Below are 26,884 nucleotides of genomic sequence, written 5' to 3'. Positions count from 1 at the left end.
GTTCTCCGCCCGACACCCCCTACCGCAGCCGCCCGATCGCCGCCCGTAGCCTGCGCGCGTCCCGCAGCCGCTTCTCGTACGTCGCCCCCACCGCCAGCAGCAGCAGGCCCGCCAGGGCCGGCGGCACCCAGCGCGGCAGCGCCCCCGCCACCTGCACCACGTACGGGGCCAGCTCGTGCACCGCCACCGCCGCCAGGACCGCGCCGCCCAGCAGGAGCGGGGCCTGCAGCCGCCGGTGCGCGCCCGCCAGGGTCACCGCCAGCGCGGCCGCCCCCAGCACCAGCGGGCGCACCCAGCCCGCGTCACCCCAGGCCGCCAGCAGGCTCGGCACCAGCGTCGCCGCCAGCCCCGGCCCGTACGCCGTCCAGGACGAGGCCTGCGCGTCCCGGCGGCGCCGCAGGAAGCCCACCGCGAGCGCGGGCACCGTGACCGGCAGCGTGTACGCCTCCGGCGCCGTCACCCCGGCCTCCGCCAGCCGCACCCACGTCGCCGCCACGAACAGCGCACCGGCCGCCCAGCCCAGCACCCGCCGCTCCGGCCGCACCGCCGCCCCCGCGCAGACCACCCCGGCCAGCGCCAGGACCAGCGCCAGCGTTCCGGGCCGCCCCGCGGACAGCGCCAGCGCCAGGACACCCGACACCGCCGCCGCGATCTCCACCGGCAGCCGTACGGGGCCCAGCCGCGGCCCGAGCGCCGCCGCGAGCGCCGGAACCGCCAGGACCGGCAGCGCCCACCAGACCACCGCCAGGTCCGTCACCGCGGCCGCGGCCACCAGCAGCCCCGTCGCGTAGCCGACCGCGCACACCCCGGCCCCCGACCTGACCCACCGCGCGGCGGGCCCGTACGCCGCTCCCGCCGCACAGCCCGCCCCCAGCAGCCCCCAGACCGCGAAGGTCGCCGCGCGGCCGTCCAGCGCGCCCAGAGACACGTTCGCGGCCCCTGCCAGCGCGCACACGGCCGCCGTGATCCCGGCCCCCCGCGCCGCAGGGCGCAGGGCGAGGAACCCGGCCGCGCCCGTCACCAGGAGCTGCGCCGCGAACACCGCCGCCACCGGGAACCCGAGCAGCACCGGCGCCGTGAACAGGCCCGCCCACCCCAGGGCCACCGCCAGCACCCCGGGCTCCGGCCGCGCCGACACCCGCGACAGCCACCAGGCCGCCCCCGCCGTCATCAGCAGCGCGACCGCGGCCGCCGCCCCCGGGCCGTACGGATCCGCCGCCGGGGTCGTCACCGCCCACACCTCCTCCAGCACCCGCAGCCGGGCCGCCAGCACCGCCGCCACGGCCGCGCCGGCCGTCAGCGCGCCCAGGGAGCCCACCACCGCACCCGCCAGGACCGCCCCGCGCCGTACCGCCTCCGGCAGCGCGGGAACCCGTACCGCCGCCAGCAGCGGCAGGCCCGCCACCAGGTGCGCCACCACCGCCCAGCCCGGTTCGAGCTCGGGCCGGGCCACGCCGCCCACGGCCACCACCGCCGCCACGCCGCCCACCAGCGCCGCGGCCCAGGCCCGCGGCTCACGCCAGGCGGCCGCCACCCCCAGGGCGGCGCCCGCCAGCAGCAGCGCCGCCGGAGCCAGGGCCTGCCCCGCCGAGTCCGCCGACCACGACTGCGCCGCCCCGGTCAGCAGCGCGGCCGAACCCAGCACCGCCGCCAGCGCCGTACCCAGCACCGCCGCCGCACGGACCCGCAGCGCCAGCGCCGCGTCCAGCGCCGCCGTCACCAGCAGCGCCCAGCCGAGACCCGGCGCGCCCGCATCCGCGGCGACCGCCGCCAGCGACAGCGGCAGCTGCGCCGCGAGCACCGCCGCCGGCAGCGGCAGCCGCAGCGTCCGCAGCGCCGACCCGTACCCGGCCCACACCGCCGCCAGCACCGCGGCCGCGCCCGCCGCGTACCCGGTGCCGTCCGTCTCCGGCATGCCGACCGCGTACAGGGCGTACGCGTCCAGCACCGTCAGCAGCAGCGCCACGGCGGCCACGGACTCCGCCGTCGACCGCAGCCCGCGGCGCACCAGCGGCACGGGTGCGGCCAGCGCCGCCGCCGTCACCACGGCCAGCACCGCCGAGCGCCCGGCGATCCCCATGGAGCCCCAGCTGACCAGAGTGAACGCCAGAGCGGCCACGGCCAGCAGCACCGCGCCCAGGACGAGGAGCACGTTCTGCGCACTGGGGGCCGAAGCCTCCTTCGCGGGCCCGGAGGGGCCGGCGGACCAGGCGGGCGAGCCGGAAGCGGCGGGTCCCCAGCGGACCGCCGCCGTGCCCGACTGCTGGAGCAGGCGCAGCAGCCAGTCCCGGCGCGCCAGCAAGTGCAGGCGCCGGGCATCGAGTTGGGCCAGCTCACGGTCGATGAGCGCCAGCTCTTCGGCCGGCGGCAGAGGGGAGTTCATATGCGGAGTGTGGCCCCCGTCACCCGGTCAGGACATGGGCGGGGGTACTCAAGTACGACCTGAGTACCCCCGGGCGGGGCCAGGCCGGGGAAGCGGTTTGAACCAGCCCCGGGGCTTCTGTATTGTTCGGTGCGTTCCCGGGCGATTAGCTCAGCGGGAGAGCACTTCGTTCACACCGAAGGGGTCACTGGTTCGATCCCAGTATCGCCCACCGGGTCAGGCCGGTCCGTCGATGACGGACCGGCCTTCCGCATGTCCGAGCCCTGTCCGGCTAGGCCGCCGCCGACAGGTCCGGCCGCAGCGGCCAGTGCGGGTCCACCGCCTCCGGGGTCCCCTGGCGCGCGAACCACGCCTGGAGACCGCGCGCCTGCGCCGCGTGCCACACCGCTTGGAGCGTGTGCAGCTCGGCCGGCGTCAGCCGCTCCAGTCGCGAGGCGAACCGGCGGCCCACCGCCCGAACGAGCTCCAGCGAGGCCATCGCGTCCGCCGCCGCGTCGTGCGCGCCCTCCAGCTCGATCCCGTAGTGCGCGCACAGGTCCGTCAGCGTCCGGCGGCCCTTGCGGTACCGGTCCAGGTGCTTGTCCAGCACCCGCGGGTCCAGCACCGTCAGCGGCCGGTTGTCCAGGTACCGCGACAGCGACGACGCCCGGTGCCGGCGCAACTCCCGGTCCAGCAGCGTCAGGTCGAACGGGGCGTTCATCACCACCACCGGACGGCCCGCGACCTGCTGCTCCCCGAGCGCGCGGGCTATCTCCTCCACCACCGGCGCCGGCCAGCGCCCGTGGCGCTGCAGGTGGTCGTCGGTGAGACCGTGCACTTCCGTCGCGCCCGCGGGCACCGGAACGCCGGGATTGACCAGCCAGCGGGTCGTGCGGACCCGGCCGCCCGCGCACTCCTGCACGATGAGCGCGGCGGACACGATCCGGTCCTGCTCCACGTCCACCCCGGTGGTCTCCGTGTCGAATGCGGCCAGCGGGCCCTCGTACCAGCGTGTCATGGCGAACTCCTCGTCCCCGGTCGGCAGTTGGGGTGCAGCCGGGCGCCGCCGCCTCGGAACGTGCCGCCCCTGCCCGAATCGGTGATACCCGGGCTGTTTGTTCCGTACGCCGTTTGCGGCGACCCGGGTGCGGAGACAACAACCTTGGGGGACCGTACACATGACCGGTCGTCACCCACCCACCCACCGAAGGCAGAGCCCGGAAGGCATGGGGAGCCGGCCATGGCGCTCGCACAGCCCGAACCGGGCGGGGTGCTGGCGGGGCAGATCGATCCGCGGACCGCAACCGGTACGGACGCACCGGACGGGACACGGGCCGTACCGCTGCGCGGCACACTCGCCACCACCGCCTGCATGGAGACCCTCCAGGTGGGATACCTGCACGCCGTCGCGGCCGCGGCCGGCTGCTCGCTGTCCCAGCCCTTTCCCGACAACGGCATCGACTGGCACGTCAGCCACGGCGCCCCCGAGCACGTCGTCGACGACGAGGTCACCCTCAAGGTGCAGTTGAAGGCGACCTACCAGGTACCGCCCCGGCCGCCCGGGCCCACCTTCGCCTTCACCCTCGACAACGAGCACCTGGTGAAACTGGCCCGCACCCCGGTCGCCGTCCACAAGATCCTCGTCGTGATGCTCGTCCCGCGGGAGCGCGACCAGTGGCTCGCCGCCGGACACGACCGGCTCGACCTGCGGCACTGCTGCTACTGGACCAATCTCGCCGGACACCCCGTGACCGGCCGGCGCCGGACCACCGTACGGATCCCGACCGCGCGCATCTTCGACGACCGGGCGCTGTGCGAGATCATGACCCGGGTCGGGTCGGGAGGGACACCCTGATGCACTGGCACCCGTCGAACCTCGAACCACTGCTGCCCCCGGACCACGGACGCCCCGGGCACTTCCCGGACTTCCCGCACTCCTCCGCGGCGCCCGATCCCGCGCAGGTCGACCCCGCCGTGCTCGGCGCGCTGCTGCACCGGCACGGCTGGCTGCGCCGGGGCGGGGCCGCCGGCCGGTACGGGCGCTGGACACCGCCCGGATACGCCGGCACCAGCGTGCTCGTCCCCGAGAACCGGGCCTTCCCCGACTGCGCCGACCTGCTGGAGGAGGCGCTCACCGCCCTCTCGCGCAGCACGCTGCCGTCCGCGCGGGAGGTGCTCTACGGGCTGAGCGTGCCCAGCGACGAGATCCGCTGGGAGCGCGAGGTCCCGCCGGGCGCGTACGGGCTGGAGGGCGAGGCGGCGTGGACCGTGCAGGAGCAACTGCGTTCGGCCGCCCGGCAACTGCTGCTGGCGGGGGCGCTCGCGGCACGGGCGCGGGCCGGCTACTACGGCGCCCGCCACCGGGCCCAGGCCGAACGGGTGCTGGACGCCGTCCTGGTGGGCCCGCATCCGGGCGGGCGGCGGCTGAGCGCGTACATCCCGGTGGACGGCGGGCGGGGCACCGTCACGCGGCTGCACCACGCGCTGCACGCGGCCCGCGAGGCCGTCGACTACCAGCGGGCCACCGGCGGCATGGAGGCCTTCGACGCCGCCGTTGCGGCCGGGGTCAGCCGGGAACTCGCCGAGGCGCTGATCGCGCTGGTGCGCGGCTCGGAGGGCGCGCGCGTCGCGCTGGCCTGGGCGCCCGCGGCGGGGGTACCGGCGGGCTGCGCGGCCCGGCCGGAGCCGGTGGAGTTCTCCCCGGGCGACCTGCCGGCGCTGCGGGAGGCCGCGGCGCGCTACACGCGAGACGAGCCGGCCGTCCAGGTGCGCGTCGCCGGAGCGGTGGTCCGGATGCGGCGCTCGGCCCCCGGCGGTGGGGGCACGGTCCGGCTGCGGGTCCTCGCCGGGGCGGAGGTCCCCTACGTACGCGCCAAGCTCGACGAGGAGGCGTACCGGGTGGCGGGGCACGCACACCTGGTGGGCCTGCCGATCCGGATCAGCGGACGGCTGCAGCGCCGGGGCGGCTTCCGCCGGCTCACCGACGCCACGGACGTGAGCCCCGTCCCGCTGGACGAGGTCGAGCGGGACCGCCTCATGAAGTCACTGGACGAGTCCTTCGACCCGGCGGACGTCCTGCCGGCGGACGACTAGGCCGTCAGCGGAAGGCAGTGGCGCGGACGGAGTTGCCGCACAGCGCGAACTGTCCGCCGTCGGACGGCGCCACCTGGAAGCCCGTGCCCGCGACTCCCACCACCAGGGAGGGGGAGGTGGTCGGCTCGGCGCCGGAGGCGCAGTAGCCGTCCGCCTCGCCGAGGACCGGGGTGAAGGCCAGGACCGTCGACGCGGATCCGCCCCGGGCCAGCAGCACCGGGCGGGCCTCGCCGCGGGGGACGACGCGCAGCGGCGCGTTGCGGTCCGGGGCGCCCTGGCCCGCCAGGGCCACCGTCGGGAAGCCCCGCAGCACGCACGCCGGGCCGTCGTTGACCACCGTGAACCGCACCCGCGTGGAGTCCGTGCGCACAGCACCGGCGGCCGAGAGCCGGGCCCCGGAGCATGCGGCGGCCGGCGCCGCCTCCGCGGGGGCGGCGACGAGCAGCCCGCCCGCCAGTACGGCCGTCACGGTGCACAGGGCGGCCGCGTTCCTGGAAACTCTCATGGGTGTCACCTCATGCCGAGTCGGAAGTTCCCCTTCGACCTTCCCACGGGGCGTCCGCCGGGGCCCGGCGGAAGGCGGCCATCGTCAGGCCCGGGACGGGGGAGAAGTCGGGCCCGCGGGTGAATCCGAGGGCTTCGTAGAGGCGGACGGCGGGGATGTTCGCGGCTCCTGTGGTGACCTGCACGGGGCGGCCGGGGAAGAGCTCGGCCAGGGCGTGGCGCAGCAGCAGGGAGGCGATGCCCCGGCGGAAGAAGGCCGGGGCCACGCAGAGCCGGTCGATGCCGATCCCGCTGCCGCGGTCGGGCTCCTCCTCCCACGCGAGGAAGCCGGCCAGCTCGCCGCTCTCGGAGACGGCACCGACCCAGCGCAGGTCCTGCGCGCGCATCTCGGCGAGGCTCTCGCGCAGGGCGGGGATCCCGTCGAAGCCGATGATCTCCGCCTCGACGGCGTACGCGGCCCGGCCGATCCGGTGCACGGCGGCCGCGGTGGCATCGTCGGCCAGGTCCAGGGGACGGATCTGCGGGCTCGGCATGCGGGTCCCTCCGGGGGCTGGGGCGGCCCCCCACGCTACCGCCGGCCCCCAACGGCGGGCCCGGAATTTCCGCCGGGTGGTGCCCGGGGCTTCGGGGTGGGGCGGTGCCCCTCCGGGGTGTCTCCTCGGCTCGCGAACCCATGGGCCGGACCGGCCCGCCGGTCGGCGGTGGGTTCGCCCGGCCTGTGGGGACACCCCGGGCCTGTGGGGACACCCCGGAGTGTCCCCACCCCACGGGCAGTCGTGCCTTCCCCGGGACCGGGCCGGACGTTCGGATGGGGATGGGGCGCACCGGGATCTGCCCGCAGGCCGAGCGAACCCACCCCCGGCGGGCGGGCGGGCCGGTCCGGCCAGGGGTTCGCGAGCCGAGGAGAGTCCCCGGGGGCCCCGCCCCACCCCCTGCCTGCGTCTGCCCGTGCCGAGCCGTGCCCGGCCCGCGGCGTCCGCCCCGTGCATACCCGCAGGCGCGATCCGGTCGGGCCGGGGCCCGGGACTCGCCGCTGACCGTCGAGCCGGTACCGGCAGGGGCTCGGGGCCCGCCCAGCGGGAGCGGCTCTCGGCGCCCGGGCCCGGCGCCGACCGGCGGGCCGTGCCGCCTGCGGCTGCCCGTGCCGAGCGGGGGCGCCGTGCCGTGCCGAGCCGTGCCGAGCCGTGCCGGGTCGGGCAGGGGCCCGTGCCCCGCCTGCGGCGGGCGAACGCGCAGGCGGGATCCGGTCGGGCCGGGGGCCCGGGCCCGGCCCGACCGGCGGGCCGTGCCGCCTTGCCCGGTCGGGGAGGGGCCCGTGCCCCCCATGCGGGTTCCGTACCGGGTTGGGCCCGCGGGCCGGCTCCGGTCGGGCCGGTACTGCCCAGGGGCTCGTGTCCTGCCTGCGGCTGCCCCGCCCGCCGGGAGCGGGGGGCTCGGGGGCCGACCGGCGGGCCGTGCCCCGCGGGCGGCTTCCGTCCCGGGTGGGCCCGCGGGCCGGATCCGGGCGGGCCGGCGCTGCCCAGGGGCTCGTGTCCTGCCTGCGGCTGCCCCGCCCGCCGGGAGCGGGGGGCTCGGGGGCCGACCGGCGGGCCGTGTCCCGCGGGCGGCTTCCGTCCCGGGTGGGCCCGCGGGCCGGATCCGGGCGGGCCGGCGCTGCCGCGCCCGGCGGAGCCGCTGGTCCGGGTCGGGTCCGGGAGAGGGGTCTGGGCGGAGCCCGGGCGGAACCGTTTAGCGGCGCAGCCACTCGGCTCGGTACGATTCAGGCGCGCAGCGTTCGCTCGCGCATCCCCTGAGTCAGGAGAGACCGGTGTCAGACGTCCGTGTGATCATCCAACGCGATTCCGAGCGGGACGAGCGCGTGGTGGCCACGGGCACTACGGCGGCGGAGCTCTTCGCCGGCGAGCGCACCATCGTCGCCGCCCGCGTCGCGGGCGAGCTCAAGGACCTCGCCTACGAGGTACAGGACGGCGAGACCGTCGAGCCGGTGGAGATCTCCTCCGAGGACGGCCTCAACATCCTGCGCCACTCGACCGCGCACGTCATGGCGCAGGCCGTGCAGGAGCTGTTCCCCGAGGCCAAGCTCGGCATCGGCCCGCCGGTCCAGAACGGCTTCTACTACGACTTCGACGTGGCCCGGCCCTTCACCCCGGAGGACCTGAAGGCCATCGAGAAGAAGATGCAGGAGATCCAGAAGCGCGGCCAGCGCTTCTCCCGCCGCGTCGTCACCGACGAGGCGGCCCGCGAGGAGCTCGCCGACGAGCCGTACAAGCTGGAGCTCATCGGCATCAAGGGTTCCGCGTCCACCGACGACGGTGCGAACGTCGAGGTCGGCGGTGGCGAGCTGACGATCTACGACAACCTGGACGCCAAGACCGGTGACCTGTGCTGGAAGGACCTCTGCCGCGGTCCCCACCTGCCCACCACCCGCAACATCCCGGCGTTCAAGCTCATGCGCAACGCGGCCGCCTACTGGCGCGGCAGCGAGAAGAACCCGATGCTCCAGCGCATCTACGGCACCGCGTGGCCGTCGAAGGAGGAGCTGAAGGCCCACCTCGACTTCCTCGCCGAGGCCGAGAAGCGCGACCACCGCAAGCTCGGCAACGAGCTCGACCTCTTCTCCATCCCGGACGAGATCGGCTCCGGCCTCGCCGTCTTCCACCCGCGCGGCGGCATCATCCGCCGCACCATGGAGGACTACTCGCGCAAGCGGCACGAGGAGGAGGGCTACGAGTTCGTCTACTCCCCGCACGCCACCAAGGGCGCCCTCTTCGAGAAGAGCGGCCACCTCGACTGGTACGCGGAGGGCATGTACCCCCCCATGCAGCTCGACGGTGGTACCGACTACTACCTCAAGCCCATGAACTGCCCGATGCACAACCTGATCTTCGACGCGCGCGGCCGCTCCTACCGCGAACTGCCGCTGCGCCTGTTCGAGTTCGGCACCGTGTACCGGTACGAGAAGTCGGGTGTCGTCCACGGCCTGACCCGCGCCCGCGGCTTCACCCAGGACGACGCGCACATCTACTGCACCCGTGAGCAGATGGCGGAGGAGCTCGACACCACCCTCACCTTCGTGCTCAACCTGCTGCGCGACTACGGCCTGACCGACTTCTACCTGGAGCTGTCCACCAAGGACCCGGAGAAGTTCGTCGGCTCGGACGAGGCCTGGGAGGAGGCGACCGCGGTCCTCGCGCAGGTCGCCGAGAAGCAGGGCCTCCCGCTGGTCCCGGACCCGGGCGGCGCCGCCTTCTACGGTCCGAAGATCTCGGTGCAGTGCAAGGACGCCATCGGCCGTACCTGGCAGATGTCGACCGTGCAGCTCGACTTCAACCTGCCGGAGCGGTTCAACCTGGAGTACACCGCCCCGGACGGCTCGCGCCAGCGCCCGGTCATGATCCACCGTGCCCTGTTCGGCTCGATCGAGCGGTTCTTCGCCGTGCTGCTGGAGCACTACGCGGGCGCCATGCCGCCGTGGCTGGCGCCGGTCCAGGCCGTTGGCATCCCGATCGGTGACGGGCACGTCGAGTACCTGCAGGAGTTCGCCGCCGAGGCGAAGAAGCAGGGCCTGCGGGTCGAGGTGGACGCCTCCTCCGACCGCATGCAGAAGAAGATCCGCAACCACCAGAAGCTCAAGGTCCCGTTCATGATCATCGTCGGTGACGAGGACATGGCGGCGGGCACGGTCTCCTTCCGCTACCGCGACGGTTCGCAGGAGAACGGCATCCCGAAGGACGAGGCGCTGGCCAAGCTGGCGAAGGTCGTCGCGGACCGCGTCCAGGTCTGATCCGCAACGTCGGGCCCCCGGAAAGTGATCACTTTCCGGGGGCCTTCCTCGTCCGCGCGGGCAAGGTCATATGCTGCATGCCATGACGACTGAGCCGGAGCAGCAGATCGGGGTCGGCACGCAGGACGCGTTCCAGCGTCTGTGGACGCCCCACCGGATGGCCTACATCCAAGGGGAGAACAAGCCGACCGGCCCGGAGGCCGGGGACGGCTGCCCCTTCTGCGGGATTCCGGAGATGTCCGACCAGGACGGTCTGGTCGTGGCGCGGGGCAAGCACGTCTACGCCGTGCTGAACCTCTACCCCTACAACGGCGGCCACCTGATGGTCGTGCCGTACCGCCACGTCGCCGACTACACCGAGCTCGACGCCCCGGAGACGGCCGAGCTGGCCGACCTCACCAAGCGGGCGATGGTGGCGCTCCGCAAGGCCTCGGGTGCGCACGGGTTCAACATCGGCATGAACCAGGGCGCGGCGGCCGGCGCCGGCATCGCCGCGCACCTGCACCAGCACATCGTGCCCCGCTGGGGCGGGGACACGAACTTCATGCCTGTGGTCGGCCACACCAAGGTGCTGCCCCAACTCCTGGCGGACACGCGCCAGATGCTCGCCGACGCCTGGCCCGTGGGCTGACCCCGAGGGCTCCGGCACCAGGGCTCCGGCCCCGGCGGGTGGCGGTGCCCACGCCCCACGGCCCCATGCCCCGCGGCCCACGGCGCCGCTCACGCCGTGGCCCACGCCCGCGCCTACGCCTCGCGGCTCTCGCGCCGGGCCCGCAGCTCGGCCTCGACGTCGAACTCCTTGAGGTTGAGGGGAGGGCCCGGCGGGGGCATCCGCAGGGCCGCCCGGATCTTCTCGTTGACCTCGGTGAGGAGGGCCCGCGCCTCGCGCTCCGTGCGCGCTGCCGCGGCCGCCTCGCGGGCGTCCTCGGCCTCCTTGCGCAGCGCGAGCGCCGGCGGGAGGGCGGCGAAGCCCTCGCGGTGCATCTTGCCCCGGATCCACCACAGCTCGTCGTACGGGGCGTCCAGCGAGGCCATCGGCTTGCCGAAGCCCGGCAGCTCCTTGAAGTCGCCGCGTGCGGTGGCCTGCCTGATCTGCCGGTCCACGAAGGACTCGAAGTCCACACCAGGCGGTTTGCGCTCGGTCACGGTTGCCTCCTCGGGCCGTCTCCCGGTCTCCCTCCACCCTAACTACGCGTCGTAGACGTCCGCCTTGCGCGGGGAGGGCTCCTGGATGAGGCCGCTCATGATCGAGGAGCGGTTGGTGAAGCGGTCGGTGTCCACGCCGTTCTCCTCCAGGACCTTGAAGGTCGCCGCGTGGATCGACCGCAGGACCGGAGCCACCGTGCGCAGGGCGTCGTCGGCCATGAACCGGTGGCGCCACATCGAGCTCGCCCAGACGTGGCGCAGGCCGAAGGGCTCGGGCAGGACCAGCTTGCCGCCGAAGAAGTCGAGGACCGGCGGGTACCAGGTCAGCGGCGCCCGCACGGCGAGGCGCACCACCTCCTGGGCGTCCACGAGCGGCAGCGGCTTCTCCACGGTCTCCCAGAAGCGGATGCTCTTGGGCACCTCCACCACCGGGGCCTTGGACTTGGTGGTGAACAGGCCGTGCACGGGTCCCAGGGCGTGCGCGGTGACGTCCACGCGCAGCGTCTTGTAGAGCACGGTGACGGTGACCAGCATGTTGATGATCAGCTGGCCGTCCCAGAGCGGGTACTGGATGCCCAGGTAGTGCCGGTTCCCGGAGTTGAACTGCTGCTCGTTGCAGATCCGGGTGACCTCGTGCGGCTTGACGAGGAAGGCGTCGACGTTCTCGCCGGTGGGGCGGGCCACCTCGGCGGCGCCCTCGCCGACCGGGGTGACGATCCAGTGCTGGATCGCGGCGGGCGGGAAGCCGCCGGTGTGCAGCGGGCCGCGCTCCAGCTTGCGCAGTTGGGCGTCGATCGCGCGTATGACGTCCCAGGAGCGGAAGGGGTGGATCTCCTTGCCCTCGTCCTTCGGGGCGAGCTCCTCGGCCATCTGCCAGTTGCCCCAGCGGGTGCCCATGCCCAGGATGCCCTTGGGGCCGGCGTAGAAGACCTGGTTGCTGCGGTCCTCCGCGGTGAGCTTGGCGAGCTGGTGGCGCAGGTCCTCGCGGGCCTTCTCGTCGGGGTTGCCGGGCACCGCCTCCGGGATCTTGGCGGCGACCCCGCCGCCGGACAGCAGCCCGTCCCAGCGCTCGCGCAGGTCGCGGGCGGTCGACTCGCAGGTGCGGCGGGCGAGCATCCACCCCAGCGCCGGCGCGATGATCATGGCGCGGACGTAGAGGCCGAGGAAACCGGTGAGCGGCAGCCGGAACATCAGGATCGCCACCACGATGCCGATGCCCACCAGGAGCGTGGTGCCCAGCCAGGAGTGCTTGCCCTGCTGGGAGGCCAGGGACTTGCGGAGCTGGAAGAGGCCCAGCCACAGCAGCAGCCCGGGCAGGAACAGCACACCGCAGACCAGCATGATCAGCCGGAGCCTGCGGTCGCGCTCCTTGCGGATGCGGGACGCGGCCAGGCAGTGCTCCACGACCGTCTGCGGGTCGGCGCCGAAGGACTGGATGAGCGGCTTGCGCCCGGACCCCAGGGTGCGCGCCTCGACGGCCCGGCAGAAGGCCTCGCCGAGGCTGGGCTCGAAGAGGGAGAGCTTCGGGGGCTTCACCGTGGCCGGGTGGTTCTCGCTGTTGGCCCCGAGTATCGCGTCGAGCTTGCTGTCCTTGCCGCCGTCGCGGTACGCGGCCGAGGCGAGGGCGTTGGTCGCCGCCGTCTGCCCCCCGCCGTTCTGCAGAGGAATCTGTGCGCCGGGCCTGAAGTCGAATCCGTCGTCCGCCACCGCTGCCCCCACCCCCATCGCTGTGCGTTCCTGCTGTTTTGGTGCGCCGATGAGCCTATCGGCGGATCTCGCCCCGTGGTCATGGGACAGGGAAATGCCGCCCACCGCAATACGGTTGGGTGGGCGGCACCCCGCTGCTACCTCAACTACGTTCCCTTCTCCGCCTGTTCACGCACCTTTTCCGCGATCTGGGGCGGCATGGGCTCGTGCCGGGCGTAGGCGCGGGCGAAGCGGCCGGTGCCGTGCGAGACGGAGCGCAGCTCGACGGCGTAGCGGCCGATCTCGATCTCGGGGATCTCGGCCCGGACCCGGGTGCGCCCGGCCCCGGCCTGGTCGGTGCCGACGACCCGCCCGCGGCGGCCCGCGAGATCGCTCATGACGGGCCCGACGTACTCGTCGGGGATCAGGACGTCGAGCTCGGCGACCGGTTCGAGCAGGTCGATCCGGGCCTCCGCCGCGGCCTCGCGCAGGGCCAAGGCGCCGGCGGTCTGGAACGCGGCGTCCGAGGAGTCCACCGAGTGCGCCTTGCCGTCGAGGAGGGTGATGCGTACGTCGACCAGCGGATAGCCGGCGGCGACCCCGCGGGCGGCCTGGCTGCGCACGCCCTTCTCCACGGACGGGATGAACTGGCGGGGCACGGAGCCGCCGACGACCTTGTCGACGAACTCGATGCCGCTGCCGGGCGGAAGCGGCTCCACCTCGATCTCGCAGATGGCGAACTGGCCGTGGCCGCCGGACTGTTTGACGTGCCGGCCGCGGCCGGCCGCCTTGCCGCCGAAGGTCTCGCGCAGGCTCACCTTGTGCGGGACCGGATCGACCTGGACCCCGTAGCGGGTGCGCAGCCGCTCCAGGGCGACGTCCTGGTGGGCCTCGCCCAGGCTCCACAGGACCACCTGGTGGGTGTGCGGGTTCTGCTCCAGCCGCATGGTGGGGTCCTCGGCGACGAGCCGCGCCAGGCCCTGGGAGAGCTTGTCCTCGTCGGCCTTGCTGTGCGCCTCGATGGCGAGGGGGAGCAGGGGGTCGGGCATGGTCCACGGCGCCATGAGGAGCGGGTCGTCCTTCGCGGAGAGGGTGTCGCCGGTCTCCGCGCGGCTGAGCTTGGCCACGCAGGCCAGGTCCCCGGCGATGCACCGGCCGAGGACGCGCTGCTGTTTGCCGAAGGGGGCGGTGAGGGTGCCGATCCGCTCGTCGACATCGTGGTCCTCGTGCCCCCGGTCGGCCAGGCCGTGCCCGCTGACGTGGACGGTCTCCTCCGGGTTCAGGGTGCCGGAGAAGATGCGCACGAGGGAGACGCGGCCGACGTAGGGGTCGGAGGAGGTCTTGACGACCTCGGCGACCAGCGGCCCGGCGGGATCGCAGGTGACGTCGGGGCGGGCGGAGCCGTCGGGACGGGTGACGGTGACGGCGGGGCGCTCCAGGGGGGTCGGGAAGCCGCCGGTGATCAGTTCGAGGAGTTCCACGGTCCCGAGGCCCTGCCGGGCGCCGTCGGCGGCCGGGGCTGCCATCAGGACGGGGTGGAAGGTGCCGCGGGCGACGGCGCGCTCCAGGTCGTCGACGAGGGTCTTGAGGTCGATGTCCTCGCCGCCGAGGTAGCGGTCCATGAGGGTCTCGTCCTCGCTCTCGGCGATGATCCCCTCGATGAGCCGCGCGCGGGCCCCGGTGATGAGGTCCAGCTCGGCCGGGTCCGGGTCGCGCTCCACCCGCTCGCCGGAGGCGTACTCGTACACGCGCTGGGAGAGCAGGCCGAGCAGGCCGGTGACGGGGGCGTGCCCGTCCGGGCCGGCGGGGCCGTGCAGGGGGAGGTAGAGGGGGATGACCGCGTCGGGGTCGTCCGCGCCGAAGATCTCGCCGCAGACGGTGGTCATCTGCGCGTAGTCGGACCGGGCGGCCTCCAGGTGGGTCACGACGATGGCGCGGGGCATGCCGACGGCCTCGCACTCGTCCCAGACCATGCGGGTGGCGCCGTCGATCCCGTCCGAGGCCGAGACGACGAAAAGGGCCGCGTCCGCTGCGCGCAGACCGGCCCTGAGTTCCCCGACGAAGTCGGCGTATCCGGGGGTGTCCAAGATATTGATCTTGATCCCGTCCCAGGCGACGGGGACGAGGGAGAGCTGGATGGAACGCTGGCGCCGGTGTTCGATCTCGTCGTAGTCGGAGACGGTGGCGCCGTCCTCGACCCGACCGGCCCGGTTGACCGCTCCGGCGGTCAGGGCGAGGGCTTCGACCAGTGTGGTCTTGCCGGATCCGCTGTGGCCGACCAGCACGACGTTCCGTATGGACGAGGGGCGGTCGGCCGTCAGTGCCCTGCCGGCGGCTCCGGCTTGGTGTGATGTGGCTCCCATGGTGCTCGTGCCTCCCGGTGGTGACGGTGAGGAGGGTGGGTTCCTTGTCCCCACGCATGAGGAATGCGCGGTTCTACGAGCTTTGCACTGCTGTCACACCGCGTCCATACGTCGTACCGGGGACGTACGGGGGCCGTACCGGTGCCGTACCGGTGGCGTACCCGTGACCCGCGGGCGGCCGTCCGCGACATGAAGAAGGCCTTACGGGCGAGAACCGGTGGGTGCGCGGCGTTCCGGCGGTGGCGTGCTGGCTACGATGGGCCAGCCGGTGGCCGTGGTGGCCGTGCGGCCCAGCGACCCTCCGGGAAGGCCATGCTGAACAAGTACGCGCGTGCATTCTTCACGCGTGTTCTCACGCCATTCGCCGCATTTCTGCTCCGGCGGGGGGTGAGCCCGGACGCCGTCACCCTGATCGGCACGGCCGGAGTGGTGGCGGGCGCACTGGTCTTCTTCCCCCGCGGGGAGTTCTTCTGGGGCACCATCACCATCACCCTCTTCGTCTTCTCCGACCTCGTCGACGGGAACATGGCCCGCCAGGCCGGGATCTCCAGCCGGTGGGGCGCCTTCCTCGACTCCACCCTCGACCGGGTGGCCGACGCGGCGATCTTCGGCGGCCTCGCCCTCTGGTACGCCGGCTCCGGCAACGACAACGCGCTGTGCGCGGTGGCGATCTTCTGCCTGGCCAGCGGCCAGGTGGTGTCCTACACCAAGGCGCGCGGCGAGTCGATCGGGCTGCCGGTGGCCGTCAACGGCCTCATCGAGCGCGCCGAGCGCCTGGTGATCTCGCTGGTCGCGGCCGGCCTGTCCGGACTGCAGACCTTCGGGGTGCCGTCCTGGATCGGCGTCCTCCTGCCGGTCGCCCTGTGGGTGGTCGCCGTCGGCTCGCTCGTCACGCTGATCCAGCGGGTGGTCACCGTACGCCGCGAGTCCGCCGAGGCCGACGCCGCGGCGGCCGCCTCCGAAGGGGGCGCCGCCTGATGGGCACCGCACAGGACAAGCTGGTCGACGGGCTGTACGGGCTCGGCTGGGCCGGGGTCAAGAAGCTGCCCGAGCCGGCCGCCGTGGCCCTCGGCCGGCGGATCGCGGACTTCGCGTGGAAGCGCCGCGGCAAGAGCGTGCTGCGGCTGGAGTCGAACCTGGCCCGGGTGGTGCCCGACGCCGGTCCGGAGCGGCTGCGCGAGCTGTCCCAGGCCGGCATGCGCTCGTACATGCGGTACTGGATGGAGTCCTTCCGGCTGCCGACCATGGACCCGCAGCGGTTCGGCACGGACGTCGAGTTCAAGGACGAGCACATCCTGCGCGAAGCCCTCGCCTCCGGGCGCGGAGTCGTCGTCGCCCTGCCCCACCTCGCCAACTGGGACCTCGCCGGCGCCTGGGCCATCGGCCACATCGGGGTGCCCTTCACCACCGTCGCCGAGCGCCTCAAGCCCGAGACCCTCTACGACCGCTTCGTGGCCTACCGCGAGAGCCTGGGCATGGAGGTCCTGCCGCACAGCGGCGGCGCCGCCTTCGGCACCCTCGCCCGGCGGCTGCGCTCCGGCGGCCTGGTCTGCCTGGTCGCGGACCGGGACCTCTCGGCCTCCGGGGTCGAGGTCGACTTCTTCGGCGCCACGGCGCGCATGCCCGCCGGACCGGCGCTGCTGGCCCAGCAGACGGGCGCGGTGCTGCTCCCGGCCACCCTGCACTACGGCGACACGCCGAAGATGTACGGCCGGATCCACCCCGAGGTGGAGGTCCCGAAGACCGGGACCCGGGCCGAGAAGACCACCGCCATGACCCAGGCGGTGGCCGACGCCTTCGCGTGGGGCATCGCCGAGCACCCCGAGGACTGGCACATGCTGCAGCGGCTCTGGCTGGACGACCTGGAAGACCTGGGGGAGCGCACGCAGTGAAGATCGGCATCGTGTGCCCGTACTCGTGGGACGTGCCGGGCGGCGTCCAGTTCCACATCCGCGACCTGGCCGAGCACCTGATCGGCCTCGGCCACGAGGTATCGGTGCTGGCCCCGGCCGACGACGAGACCCCGCTGCCGCCGTACGTGGTCTCCGCGGGGCGCGCCGTGCCGGTCCCGTACAACGGCTCCGTCGCCCGGCTGAACTTCGGTTTCCTCTCCGCGGCCCGGGTCCGGCGCTGGCTGCACGACGGCACCTTCGACGTCATCCACATCCACGAGCCGGCGTCGCCGTCGCTGGGCCTGCTGTCCTGCTGGGCGGCCCAGGGGCCGATCGTGGCCACCTTCCACACCTCGAACCCGCGCTCCCGGGCGATGATCGCCGCGTACCCGATCCTGCAGCCCGCGCTGGAGAAGATCAGCGCGCGGATCGCGGTGAGCGAGTACGCGCGGCGCACGCTGGTGGAGCACCTCGGCGGCGACGCGGTCGTCATCCCCAACGGCGTGGACGTGGACTTCTTCGCGAAGGCCGAACCGAACCCCGACTGGGCCGGCCGGACCCTGGGCTTCATCGGCCGCATCGACGAGCCGCGCAAGGGCCTGCCCGTGCTGATGGCTGCCTTCCCCAAGATCGTGGCGGCGTGCCCGGACGTACGGCTGCTCGTGGCGGGCCGCGGTGACGAGGAGGAGGCGGTGGCCTCCCTCCCCGCGGAGCTGCGGGCGCGCGTCGAGTTCCTCGGCATGGTCTCGGACGAGGACAAGGCGAGGCTGCTGCGCAGCGTCGACGTGTACGTGGCCCCTAACACGGGCGGCGAGAGCTTCGGCATCATCCTGGTCGAGGCCCTGTCGGCGGGCGCGGCGGTACTGGCCTCCGACCTGGACGCCTTCGCGCAGGTCCTGGACCAGGGCGGGGCCGGCGACCTCTTCGCCAACGAGAACCCGGACGCCCTGGCGGCGAGCGCCATCACCCTGCTCCGCGACCCGGACCGCCGCGCCGCCCTGAGCGAGCGCGGCTCGGCGCACGTCCGCCGCTTCGACTGGTCCACGGTCGGGGCGGACATCCTGGCGGTCTACGAGACGGTCACGGACGGCGCGGCGGCCGTGGGCGCGGACGAACGCATCCCGCTCCGCACCCGCCTGGGCTTCCCGAAGGACACCTCCCCCTCCTGACCGGGCCGGGGAGACGGGTCAGCGGGCGCCGACGCTCCGGTCCGGCCGTCCGCCGGCGCCGACAGCCACCTCGTGGACCTCGCCCCCGACCGTGGTCATGCGTACCCGGTCGCCGGCCGCCCACACGGCCTCGGCGAGTCCGCTCTCCTCCGCGTCGCCGTTGAAACAGCCGGCAAGCCAGCGGCGTTCCAGGAGCCGGCCCCCGTCGTGGACGTAGACGCACCGGACCGGATCCAGGTAGCCCGCCGCGGTCACCACGACGAGTCGGCGGTCCGTCCGGCCGGGGGCGGCCGCCTCCGCGTCGACTCGGGGCTCCGGGCCGTCCGTCCCCGTCGAGAGGAAGCCGGCGAGCAGCATCGCCGGGACGCCGAAGACGAGCACCAGGCCGGCCGGGGGCCCCTGCAGCTGGCACCGCGGCGGGCCCAGCAGGATGGCCCCGGTCAGCGCGGCCAGGGCCAGCCAGCCCAGCAGCACGAGGTGACCGTGCAGCCCGTGCAGCAGGACCAGGCCGCCGTCGCTGCCGGCCTCCACCGCGGCCACGACGGTGCAGCCGAGGCCGACGGTCGTCGCCAGCAGTAGACAGGCCGACGGTCTGCGGAAGCGTGTGAATTCCATGATCCCCCCGAACGATGTGGATCACGCAGCCTAGGCGGGTGGACGGGGCGGCGGCCAGGGCCGATAGGAGCCCGGTGCCCCCGGAGCGGTAGGGTCGCGCAGCGTGATCGAAACCCTTGTCTGGATCGCCCTGGCCCTGGCTGCCATCGGTGTCTACCTCAGCTGGACCGCCGGCCGGCTGGACCGGCTGCACTCGCGGATGGACGCCGCGCGGGCCGCTCTTGACGCGCAGCTCGTCCGGCGCGCCTCCGTGGTTGTGGAGGTGGCCACCTCCGGGGTGCTCGACCCCGCCTCCTCGCTGGTGCTGTACGAGGCCGCGCACGCCGCCCGGCAGGCCGAGGAGGACCACCGCGAGGTCGCCGAGAGCGAGCTGAGCCAGGCGCTGCGGGCGGTCTTCGCCGACGCCGACCAGGTCGAGGTGCTGAAGGCCGCTCCCGGCGGGGCGCAGGCCACCGAGGAGCTCGCGGCGGCCGTCCGCCGGGTGCCGATGGCCCGCCGGTTCCACAACGACGCCGTACGGGCCGCCCGCGCGCTGCGCCGCCACCGCAAGGTCCGCTGGTTCAGACTGGCCGGGCACGCACCGTTCCCGCTGGCCTTCGAAATGGACGACGAGCCTCCGGCGGACCTGGCGGACCGGCCGGCCTAGGGCCACGAGGGACAAATGAAAGAGCCACTGGCTCCACATTGGCCCTTGTAGTGGACTGGTCCCCTGGGGTTTCCTCGGCCCAGTAGTACGCGCAGTACCCCGTCTTCCTTTCGAGTGAGGTCAATCCGTGAGCACGCTTCCCACCTCCCCCCAGTCCGCCGAGTCGGCGATCGGCACCTCGCGCGTCAAGCGCGGCATGGCCGAGCAGCTCAAGGGCGGCGTGATCATGGACGTGGTCAACGCCGAGCAGGCGAAGATCGCCGAGGACGCCGGCGCCGTGGCCGTCATGGCCCTGGAGCGGGTCCCGGCCGACATCCGCAAGGACGGCGGCGTCGCGCGCATGTCCGACCCCAACATGATCGAAGAGATCATCGAGGCCGTGTCCATCCCCGTGATGGCCAAGTCCCGCATCGGCCACTTCGTCGAGGCCCAGGTCCTGCAGTCCCTCGGCGTCGACTACATCGACGAGTCCGAGGTCCTGACCCCGGCCGACGAGGTCAACCACTCCGACAAGTGGGCGTTCACCACCCCCTTCGTCTGTGGCGCCACCAACCTGGGCGAGGCCCTGCGCCGCATCGCCGAGGGCGCGGCCATGATCCGCTCCAAGGGCGAGGCCGGCACCGGCAACGTCGTCGAGGCCGTCCGCCACCTGCGCCAGATCAAGAACGAGATCGCCAAGCTGCGCGGCTTCGACAACAACGAGCTGTACGCCGCCGCCAAGGAGCTGCGCGCCCCGTACGAGCTCGTCAAGGAGGTCGCCGAGCTCGGCAAGCTCCCCGTGGTGCTGTTCTCCGCCGGTGGCGTCGCCACCCCGGCCGACGCCGCCCTGATGCGCCAGCTCGGCGCCGAGGGTGTCTTCGTCGGCTCCGGCATCTTCAAGTCGGGCGACCCGGCCAAGCGCGCCGCCGCCATCGTGAAGGCCACCACCTTCTTCGACGACCCGAAGATCATCGCGGACGCCTCCCGCAACCTGGGCGAGGCCATGGTCGGCATCAACTGCGACACCCTCCCCGAGGCCGAGCGCTACGCCAACCGCGGCTGGTAGTCCCGACATGACGAACACCCCCGTGATCGGTGTCCTGGCCCTCCAGGGCGACGTACGGGAGCACCTGATCGCCCTGGCCGCGGCGGACGCCGTGGCCAGGCCGGTCCGGCGCCCCGAGGAGCTCGCCGAGGTCGACGCCCTGGTGATCCCCGGCGGCGAGTCCACGACGATGTCGAAGCTCGCCGTGCTCTTCGGCATGCTGGAGCCGCTGCGCGAGCGTGTGGCCGCCGGCATGCCCGTGTACGGCACCTGCGCCGGCATGATCATGCTCGCGGACAAGCTCCTCGACGGCCGCGAGGACCAGGAGACCCTGGGCGGCATCGACATGATCGTGCGCCGCAACGCCTTCGGGCGTCAGAACGAGTCCTTCGAGGCGAAGATCGACTTCGCGGGTATCGAGGGCGGCCCGGTCGAGGGCGTCTTCATCCGCGCGCCGTGGGTCGAGTCCGTCGGCGCCGCCGCCGAGGTGCTCGCGACCTACGACGGCCACACGGTCGCCGTGCGCCAGGGCAAGGTCCTCGCGACCTCGTTCCACCCCGAACTGACCGGTGACGACCGCGTCCACGCGTACTTTGTCGAGATGGTGCGCGCCGGGCTGTGACGAGCTCCCGGTAGGATCGAAGACGAACACTGTTGGTGACGCGAAGGAGACAGGCGGATGTCCGGCCACTCTAAATGGGCTACGACGAAGCACAAGAAGGCCGTGATCGATGCCAAGCGCGGCAAGCTCTTCGCGAAGCTGATCAAGAACATCGAGGTCGCGGCCCGTATGGGCGGCGCCGACATCGATGGCAACCCGACGCTTTTCGACGCCATCCAGAAGGCGAAGAAGAGCTCGGTCCCGAACAAGAACATCGACTCCGCGGTCAAGCGCGGCGGCGGTCTCGAGGCCGGCGGCGCCGACTACGAGACGATCATGTACGAGGGCTACGGTCCGAACGGCGTCGCGGTGCTCATCGAGTGCCTCACCGACAACCGCAACCGTGCCGCGTCCGACGTGCGTGTCGCCATGACCCGCAACGGCGGTTCGATGGCCGACCCGGGCTCGGTCTCGTACCTGTTCAACCGCAAGGGTGTCGTCCTGCTGCCCAAGGGCGAGCTCTCCGAGGACGACGTCCTGGAGACGGTCCTCGACGCGGGCGCCGAAGAGGTCAACGACCTCGGCGAGAGCTTCGAGATCATCAGCGAGGCCACCGACATGGTCGCGGTCCGCACCGCGCTCCAGGCGGCCGGTATCGACTACGACTCGGCCGACTCCAACTTCCTGCCGACCATGCAGGTCGAGCTGGACGAAGAGGGCGCGCGCAAGATCTTCAAGCTGATCGATGCGCTGGAGGACAGCGACGACGTGCAGAACGTCTTCGCCAACTTCGACGTCTCGGACGAGGTCATGGAGAAGGTCGACGCGTAACGCCGCGGCGAGCTGAGCGGAACCGGCGGGCCGACAGGACACACCCTGTCGGCCCGCCGTCGCATTGTCAGTGCGGGCGGATAGCCTGACGGCGTCAACCGGGTGTGCGCCCGTTTTCGGACCGCAGCCATCAAGGGAGCAGCCACGACGGTGCTCAGCCACCTCCGCGGGAGCGGCGGCGGTTCAGCCGCAAAGAGGGGGCGCGGTGCGCGTACTGGGCGTGGACCCGGGGCTGACACGGTGTGGCGTCGGCGTCGTCGAAGGAGTCGCCGGCCGCCCCCTCACCATGCTCGGGGTGGGGGTCGTACGGACGCCCGCCGACGCGGAGCTGGGCCACCGGCTCGTCGCCGTCGAGCAGGGCATCGAGGAATGGCTCGACACGCACCGGCCCGAAGTCGTCGCCGTGGAGCGGGTCTTCAGCCAGCACAACGTCAGCACCGTGATGGGCACCGCGCAGGCGAGCGCCGTCGCGATGCTCTGCGCCGCCCGCCGCGGCATACCGGTCGCCCTGCACACCCCCAGCGAGGTCAAGGCCGCCGTCACCGGCAGCGGCCGGGCCGACAAGGCCCAGGTCGGCGCGATGGTCACCCGGCTGCTGCGGCTGGCCGAGCCGCCCAAGCCCGCCGACGCGGCCGACGCCCTCGCCCTCGCCATCTGCCACATCTGGCGGGCCCCCGCCCAGAACCGCCTCCAGCAGGCGGTCGCCCAGCACGCCCAGCACGTCCAGCACGCCTCGAAAGGCCGTACCCGATGATCGCCTTCGTCAACGGCGCGGTCGCCGCGCTCACCCCCACCCTCGCCGTGATCGAGGTCGGGGGAGTGGGCATGGCCGTGCACTGCACGCCGAACACCATCGCCGGCCTGCGCATGGGCGAGCAGGCCCGGCTGGCGACCTCCCTGGTCGTCCGGGAGGACTCGCTGACGCTGTACGGCTTCGCCGACGACGACGAGCGCCAGGTGTTCGAGCTCCTGCAGACCGCGAGCGGCGTCGGCCCCAGGGTCGCGCAGGCGATGCTCGGCGTGCACAGCCCCGATGCCCTGCGGGTGGCCTTCGCCTCCGGCGACGCGAAGGCGCTGACGGCCGTGCCGGGCATCGGGCCGAAGGGCGCGCAGAAGCTGCTGCTGGAGCTCAAGGGCAAGCTGGGTGCCCCGCTGGGCAGCAGCGGCCTGGTGGGCGCCCAGCGTGCCGTCGCATCCGCCCCGGCCCCGTGGAGCGAGCAGCTGTCCGCCGCCCTGATCAGCCTCGGCTACGCCTCCCGCGACGCCGAGGAGGCCGTCGCCGCGGTGACCCCGCAGGCGGAGGAGGCCATCGCCGCCGGTGGCGCGGCCCCCGTGCCGCAGCTCCTGCGAGCCGCGCTCCAGACCCTCAACCGGGCCCGCTGACCGGCTGCGGCTGCGCAGGCCCCGGGGGCGGGCCGCAGCCCCGTACGGGCGTTGCGCGCCGGGAGCGGCGCCGGCGGCGGCCGCCACCGCCCGGCGTCCGCGCGGGAGCCGCGTCCCGCAGGCACCCCGGACCGAATCTCTCCATGACGCAGAAGGCAGACTGACACCGTGAACTGGGACGACGAAACCGACACCACTGAGCCGGACCGGCTGGTAGCGGCGGCAGCAGACGGTGAGGACACCGCCGTCGAGGCGGCCCTGCGGCCCAAGGACCTCGGTGAGTTCGTCGGCCAGGAGAAGGTCCGCCAGCAGCTGGACCTGGTCCTGAAGGCGGCCAAGCAGCGCGGGGCCACCGCGGACCACGTCCTGCTGTCCGGCGCGCCCGGACTCGGCAAGACCACCCTGTCCATGATCATCGCCGCCGAGATGGGGGCGCCCATCCGGATCACCTCCGGGCCCGCCATCCAGCACGCCGGCGACCTCGCCGCGATCCTCTCCTCCCTCCAGGAGGGCGAGGTCCTCTTCCTCGACGAGATCCACCGCATGTCCCGGCCCGCCGAGGAGATGCTCTACATGGCCATGGAGGACTTCCGCGTCGACGTGATCGTCGGCAAGGGGCCGGGGGCCACCGCGATCCCGCTGGAGCTGCCGCCCTTCACCCTGGTCGGCGCCACCACCCGGGCCGGACTGCTGCCCCCGCCGCTGCGGGACCGGTTCGGCTTCACCGGCCACATGGAGTTCTACGCCCCCGAGGAGCTGGAGCGCGTCGTCCACCGCTCCGCCCGCCTCCTCGACGTGGAGATCGACGCCGACGGCGCGGCCGAGATCGCCGGGCGCTCCCGCGGCACCCCGCGCATCGCCAACCGGCTGCTGCGCCGCGTGCGCGACTACGCCCAGGTCCGGGCGGACGGCGTGATCAACCGCGAGGTGGCCGCCACCGCCCTCCAGGTGTACGAGGTGGACGCCCGCGGCCTCGACCGACTGGATCGAGCCGTTCTGGAGGCTCTCCTGAAGCTGTTCGGCGGCGGGCCCGTGGGCCTGTCCACCCTCGCCGTGGCGGTGGGGGAGGAGCGGGAGACCGTGGAGGAGGTCGCGGAACCCTTCCTGGTCCGCGAGGGCCTGCTCGCGCGCACCCCCAGGGGGCGGGTCGCGACCCCCGCCGCATGGGCCCACCTGGGCCTTGTCGCACCGCAGCACGGCGGAAGCGGATCAACGGGGCAACAGGGCTTGTTCAGGGCCTGACGGCGCGGAGGTTCGCCCCCTCAGGAACTGCGGTGCCATGCTGGGCGTTGTTCCATCGGTGCGGACTCGCCTAGACTCCGCCGATGCCGACCCTTCGGGTCGGCGTGCCCACCCCCGTAGAAAAGGCCGCCGTCCGCGTGCGGTCGTGCGAAGGATTTCCGTCCCGTGAATCTCGTGACACTCCTCCCGTTCATCGTGCTCATCGGGGCGATGTTCCTGATGACCCGCTCCGCGAAGAAGAAGCAGCAGGCGGCCGCGCAGATGCGCGACCAGATGACGCCCGGCACCGGGGTCCGCACCATCGGCGGCATGTACGCCACGGTGAAGGAGATCGGTGACGACACGGTCACCCTCGAGGTGGCTCCCGGCGTCCACGCGATCTACGCGAAGAACGCCATCGGCGCCGTACTGGACGACGCGGAGTACAACCGCATCGTCCACGGCATCGACGACGTGACGACCGACACGCCCGTCGTGCCGGACGACGCCTCCTCCCTCACCAAGGACGAGGGCGAGGCGCCGAAGCTGGACCTGGGCAAGAAGGACGAGCCCAAGGGCGACGACAAGCCCGAGGACGGCAAGACGGACGGCGAGGCCGGCGCGAAGTAGCGCGCGGCCGGGGACCGTGCGGGCGCCTGACCGGCGGTCGGCGCGGTCCCCGTCAGTGACACTTCTGCGGGGGGCAGGGGTCCCCACCACACATTTCGTGGCCGTCCGCGCGCTGACCCGGCGCGGGGCGGTTGGACAGGGAGAAACGACAAGGTGGCAGCACCGAAGAAGGGCCGGCGGCCCACGGGGGCTCAGGGGAGGCCGGGGCGTGCCCTGGCGATCATCCTGATCGCGATGGTGGCGCTCACCGCGGGGATGTTCATCTCCAAGCAGACGACTCCCCGGTTGGGCATCGACCTCGCCGGCGGCACGAGCATCACGCTCAAGGCCAAGAGCGAGGCCGGCAAAGAGAACGCCGTCAACGAGACCAACATGAACACGGCGGTCGGCATCATCGAGCGCCGTGTCAACGGGCTCGGCGTCTCCGAGGCCGAGGTCCAGACGCAGGGACGCGACCACATCATCGTGAACATCCCCAAGGGGATGAACGAGAAGCAGGCGCGCGAGCAGGTCGGCACCACCGCCCAGCTCTACTTCCGCCCGGTCATCGCGTTCGCGGACGGCGCCCCCGCCGCTCCCGAGGGCGCCCAGAGCCCGAGCCCCTCCGCGAGCGGCTCCGGCGCCCCCAAGGCCCAGGACGGGAACAAGACCAGCCCGTCCGCCACCCCGTCGTCCAGCGCCACTTCCCAGGGCCGCGCGCTCAGCGAGGGTCTCAAGGCCCCGAACGCGCCCACTCCCACGCCGTCGGCGGGCGAGTCGAAGAAGGCAGACGACAAGGCGGCTCCGTCGCCCTCCGCGAGCGCCCCCGCGCCCGACCCGGCCGCCGCGGACCTGCAGGCCAAGTTCGCCGCGCTCGACTGCACGAACGAGGAGCAGCGCGCCAACGTCGGCAAGGGCGTCAAGCCGTCCGACCCGACGCTCGCCTGCGGCCAGCGCGGTGAGCAGTGGGGCAAGTGGCTGCTCGGACCGGCCGCGGTCGAGGGCAAGGACGTGAAGAGCGCCAAGGGCGAGATCGACCCGCAGTCGGGTCAGTGGATCGTCACGATGAACTTCAACGACCACGGCGCCGACGCCTTCGCGAAGGTCACCGGCGAGCTGGCGGCCAAGCAGATGCCGCAGAACCAGTTCGCGATCGTCCTCGACGGCGACGTCATCTCGGACCCGTCCGTGAGCACCTCGATCACCGGCGGCAACGCACAGATCTCCGGTGGCTTCAACCAGCAGTCCGCGCAGGACCTGGGCAACATGCTCTCGTACGGCGCCCTGCCGCTGGCCTTCCAGGAGGACAGCGTCACCACCGTCACCGCCGCGCTCGGCGGCGAGCAGCTGCGCGCCGGCCTGATCGCCGGTGCGATCGGCCTCCTCCTCGTGGTCGTCTACCTGCTCGTCTACTACCGCGGCCTGGCCTTCATCGCGATCATCAGCCTCCTGGTCTCCGCGATCCTGACCTACACGATCATGGCGCTGCTCGGTAAGGGCATCGGCTTCGCGCTGAACCTGCCGGCCGTCTGCGGTGCGATCGTGGCCATCGGCATCACCGCGGACTCGTTCATCGTGTACTTCGAGCGCATCCGCGACGAGATCCGCGAGGGCCGCACCCTGCGTCCGGCCGTCGAGCGCGCCTGGCCGCGCGCCCGCCGTACGATCCTGGTCTCCGACTTCGTGTCGTTCCTCGCCGCCGCGGTGCTGTTCATCGTCACCGTCGGCAAGGTGCAGGGCTTCGCCTTCACGCTGGGTCTGACCACCCTGCTCGACGTGGTCGTGGTGTTCCTCTTCACCAAGCCCGTCATGACGCTGCTGGCGCGTACGAAGTTCTTCTCCAGCGGTCACCCGTGGTCCGGGCTGGACCCGAAGCGGCTCGGCGCCAAGCCCCCGCTGCGCAGCTCCCGGCGTACCGCCGCACCCGCCCCCGTCGAAGCAAAGGAGGCGTGAGA

Annotated in this window: 24 protein-coding genes and 1 tRNA gene; 17 read left to right on the top strand and 8 right to left on the bottom strand. The window is 73.2% G+C overall.

The features are described from left to right. Positions 1–19: 19 nt before the first annotated feature. Positions 20–2,383: a hypothetical protein gene (locus E6U81_RS20740; RefSeq protein WP_136231595.1), complete on the bottom strand. Its 2,364-nt coding sequence runs from the start codon at positions 2,381–2,383 to the stop codon at positions 20–22. A 139-nt stretch (positions 2,384–2,522) separates the two neighbouring features. Between E6U81_RS20740 and E6U81_RS20735 the strand changes: the two genes are divergently transcribed. After that, positions 2,523–2,594 (top strand) — tRNA-Val (locus E6U81_RS20735). Between the two features lie 60 nt (positions 2,595–2,654). Here E6U81_RS20735 and E6U81_RS20730 read toward each other — a convergent pair. Next, positions 2,655–3,380 (bottom strand): 3'-5' exonuclease, encoded by a 726-nt coding sequence (locus E6U81_RS20730; RefSeq protein WP_136231594.1) that lies wholly within the window; start codon positions 3,378–3,380, stop codon positions 2,655–2,657. 222 nt (positions 3,381–3,602) lie between these two features. Here E6U81_RS20730 and E6U81_RS20725 point away from each other — a divergent pair, with 222 nt between their 5' ends. Beyond that, positions 3,603–4,217: a DUF4365 domain-containing protein gene (locus E6U81_RS20725; protein WP_136231593.1), complete on the top strand. Its 615-nt coding sequence runs from the start codon at positions 3,603–3,605 to the stop codon at positions 4,215–4,217. Beyond that, positions 4,217–5,455, top strand: a complete 1,239-nt coding sequence (locus tag E6U81_RS20720; RefSeq protein WP_240803922.1) for a hypothetical protein — start codon at positions 4,217–4,219, stop codon at positions 5,453–5,455. The genes E6U81_RS20725 and E6U81_RS20720 overlap by 1 nt, the downstream gene beginning before the upstream one ends. 4 nt (positions 5,456–5,459) lie before the next feature. On the opposite strand, the gene E6U81_RS20715 is transcribed toward E6U81_RS20720, so the two are convergent. Together E6U81_RS20715 and E6U81_RS20710 are read right to left on the bottom strand one after the other, a co-directional pair. Beyond that, positions 5,460–5,960, bottom strand: a complete 501-nt coding sequence (locus E6U81_RS20715) for a DUF4232 domain-containing protein (RefSeq protein ID WP_136231592.1) — start codon at positions 5,958–5,960, stop codon at positions 5,460–5,462. Positions 5,961–5,970: 10 nt separating this feature from the next. Then, complete coding sequence (locus E6U81_RS20710; RefSeq protein ID WP_136231591.1) at positions 5,971–6,492, bottom strand: GNAT family N-acetyltransferase; 522 nt, start codon at positions 6,490–6,492, stop codon at positions 5,971–5,973. 1,274 nt (positions 6,493–7,766) lie between these two features. Between E6U81_RS20710 and thrS the strand changes: the two genes are divergently transcribed. Both thrS and E6U81_RS20700 read left to right on the top strand, forming a co-directional pair. Then, positions 7,767–9,743: a threonine--tRNA ligase gene (gene thrS, locus E6U81_RS20705; RefSeq protein WP_136231590.1), complete on the top strand. Its 1,977-nt coding sequence runs from the start codon at positions 7,767–7,769 to the stop codon at positions 9,741–9,743. 70 nt (positions 9,744–9,813) lie between these two features. After that, positions 9,814–10,374 carry an HIT domain-containing protein gene (locus tag E6U81_RS20700; RefSeq protein ID WP_030830117.1) on the top strand — a complete coding sequence of 187 codons (561 nt, stop codon included), beginning with the start codon at positions 9,814–9,816 and terminating at the stop codon, positions 10,372–10,374. A 113-nt stretch (positions 10,375–10,487) separates the two neighbouring features. Here E6U81_RS20700 and E6U81_RS20695 read toward each other — a convergent pair whose 3' ends face one another. The 3 genes from E6U81_RS20695 to E6U81_RS20685 all read right to left on the bottom strand — a co-directional run bounded on the left by E6U81_RS20695 (position 10,488) and on the right by E6U81_RS20685 (position 14,938). After that, positions 10,488–10,889, bottom strand: coding sequence for a DUF1992 domain-containing protein (locus E6U81_RS20695; protein WP_136231589.1), 402 nt, complete (start codon positions 10,887–10,889; stop codon positions 10,488–10,490). 42 nt (positions 10,890–10,931) lie between these two features. Then, a complete protein-coding gene (locus E6U81_RS20690) occupies positions 10,932–12,596 on the bottom strand; it encodes a hypothetical protein (protein ID WP_136231615.1) in 1,665 nt (554 codons plus the stop codon). A gap of 146 nt (positions 12,597–12,742) precedes the next feature. After that, positions 12,743–14,938 carry an elongation factor G-like protein EF-G2 gene (locus E6U81_RS20685; protein WP_136231588.1) on the bottom strand — a complete coding sequence of 732 codons (2,196 nt, stop codon included), beginning with the start codon at positions 14,936–14,938 and terminating at the stop codon, positions 12,743–12,745. A gap of 312 nt (positions 14,939–15,250) precedes the next feature. Here E6U81_RS20685 and pgsA point away from each other — a divergent pair, with 312 nt between their 5' ends. Genes pgsA through E6U81_RS20670 form a run of 3 tightly spaced genes read left to right on the top strand, consistent with a single transcriptional unit; the run spans position 15,251 to position 17,999 of the window. After that, the gene (gene pgsA, locus E6U81_RS20680; RefSeq protein ID WP_136231587.1) at positions 15,251–15,916 is read left to right on the top strand and encodes a phosphatidylinositol phosphate synthase; all 666 of its coding nucleotides are present in this window, start codon (positions 15,251–15,253) and stop codon (positions 15,914–15,916) included. Next, complete coding sequence (locus E6U81_RS20675; RefSeq protein WP_136231586.1) at positions 15,916–16,830, top strand: phosphatidylinositol mannoside acyltransferase; 915 nt, start codon at positions 15,916–15,918, stop codon at positions 16,828–16,830. Before pgsA ends, E6U81_RS20675 begins: the two co-directional genes overlap by 1 nt. Next, a complete protein-coding gene (locus tag E6U81_RS20670) occupies positions 16,827–17,999 on the top strand; it encodes a glycosyltransferase family 4 protein (RefSeq protein WP_136231585.1) in 1,173 nt (390 codons plus the stop codon). The genes E6U81_RS20675 and E6U81_RS20670 overlap by 4 nt, the downstream gene beginning before the upstream one ends. Before the next feature lie 18 nt (positions 18,000–18,017). Here the strand turns inward: E6U81_RS20670 and E6U81_RS20665 are convergent, their stop codons facing one another. Next, a complete protein-coding gene (locus tag E6U81_RS20665) occupies positions 18,018–18,614 on the bottom strand; it encodes a hypothetical protein (protein ID WP_136231584.1) in 597 nt (198 codons plus the stop codon). Between the two features lie 103 nt (positions 18,615–18,717). Here E6U81_RS20665 and E6U81_RS20660 point away from each other — a divergent pair, with 103 nt between their 5' ends. The 9 genes from E6U81_RS20660 to secD all read left to right on the top strand — a co-directional run bounded on the left by E6U81_RS20660 (position 18,718) and on the right by secD (position 26,882). Continuing rightward, the gene (locus E6U81_RS20660) at positions 18,718–19,260 is read left to right on the top strand and encodes a LemA family protein (RefSeq protein ID WP_136231583.1); all 543 of its coding nucleotides are present in this window, start codon (positions 18,718–18,720) and stop codon (positions 19,258–19,260) included. Positions 19,261–19,387: 127 nt separating this feature from the next. Further along, positions 19,388–20,305 carry a pyridoxal 5'-phosphate synthase lyase subunit PdxS gene (pdxS, locus tag E6U81_RS20655; protein WP_030656154.1) on the top strand — a complete coding sequence of 306 codons (918 nt, stop codon included), beginning with the start codon at positions 19,388–19,390 and terminating at the stop codon, positions 20,303–20,305. Between the two features lie 7 nt (positions 20,306–20,312). Continuing rightward, a complete protein-coding gene (gene pdxT, locus E6U81_RS20650) occupies positions 20,313–20,906 on the top strand; it encodes a pyridoxal 5'-phosphate synthase glutaminase subunit PdxT (RefSeq protein WP_031150241.1) in 594 nt (197 codons plus the stop codon). Between the two features lie 57 nt (positions 20,907–20,963). Then, a complete protein-coding gene (locus E6U81_RS20645) occupies positions 20,964–21,716 on the top strand; it encodes a YebC/PmpR family DNA-binding transcriptional regulator (RefSeq protein WP_136231582.1) in 753 nt (250 codons plus the stop codon). 205 nt (positions 21,717–21,921) lie between these two features. Next, positions 21,922–22,470, top strand: coding sequence for a crossover junction endodeoxyribonuclease RuvC (gene ruvC, locus E6U81_RS20640; RefSeq protein WP_136231581.1), 549 nt, complete (start codon positions 21,922–21,924; stop codon positions 22,468–22,470). After that, positions 22,467–23,099 (top strand): Holliday junction branch migration protein RuvA, encoded by a 633-nt coding sequence (ruvA, locus tag E6U81_RS20635; protein WP_136231580.1) that lies wholly within the window; start codon positions 22,467–22,469, stop codon positions 23,097–23,099. Before ruvC ends, ruvA begins: the two co-directional genes overlap by 4 nt. 168 nt (positions 23,100–23,267) lie before the next feature. Next, the gene (gene ruvB / locus E6U81_RS20630) at positions 23,268–24,341 is read left to right on the top strand and encodes a Holliday junction branch migration DNA helicase RuvB (protein ID WP_136231579.1); all 1,074 of its coding nucleotides are present in this window, start codon (positions 23,268–23,270) and stop codon (positions 24,339–24,341) included. Between the two features lie 165 nt (positions 24,342–24,506). Beyond that, entirely contained in the window at positions 24,507–24,950 is a 444-nt protein-coding gene (gene yajC / locus E6U81_RS20625) for a preprotein translocase subunit YajC (protein WP_136231578.1), read from the top strand. A 153-nt stretch (positions 24,951–25,103) separates the two neighbouring features. Then, positions 25,104–26,882, top strand: coding sequence for a protein translocase subunit SecD (gene secD / locus E6U81_RS20620; RefSeq protein WP_136231577.1), 1,779 nt, complete (start codon positions 25,104–25,106; stop codon positions 26,880–26,882). The last annotated feature ends 2 nt before the right edge of the window (positions 26,883–26,884 follow it).

This window comes from Streptomyces sp. A0592, assembly GCF_004795115.1.
In the GTDB taxonomy this organism is placed as follows: domain Bacteria; phylum Actinomycetota; class Actinomycetes; order Streptomycetales; family Streptomycetaceae; genus Streptomyces; species Streptomyces erythrochromogenes.
This window is presented reverse-complemented; position numbering and strand designations above follow the sequence as displayed.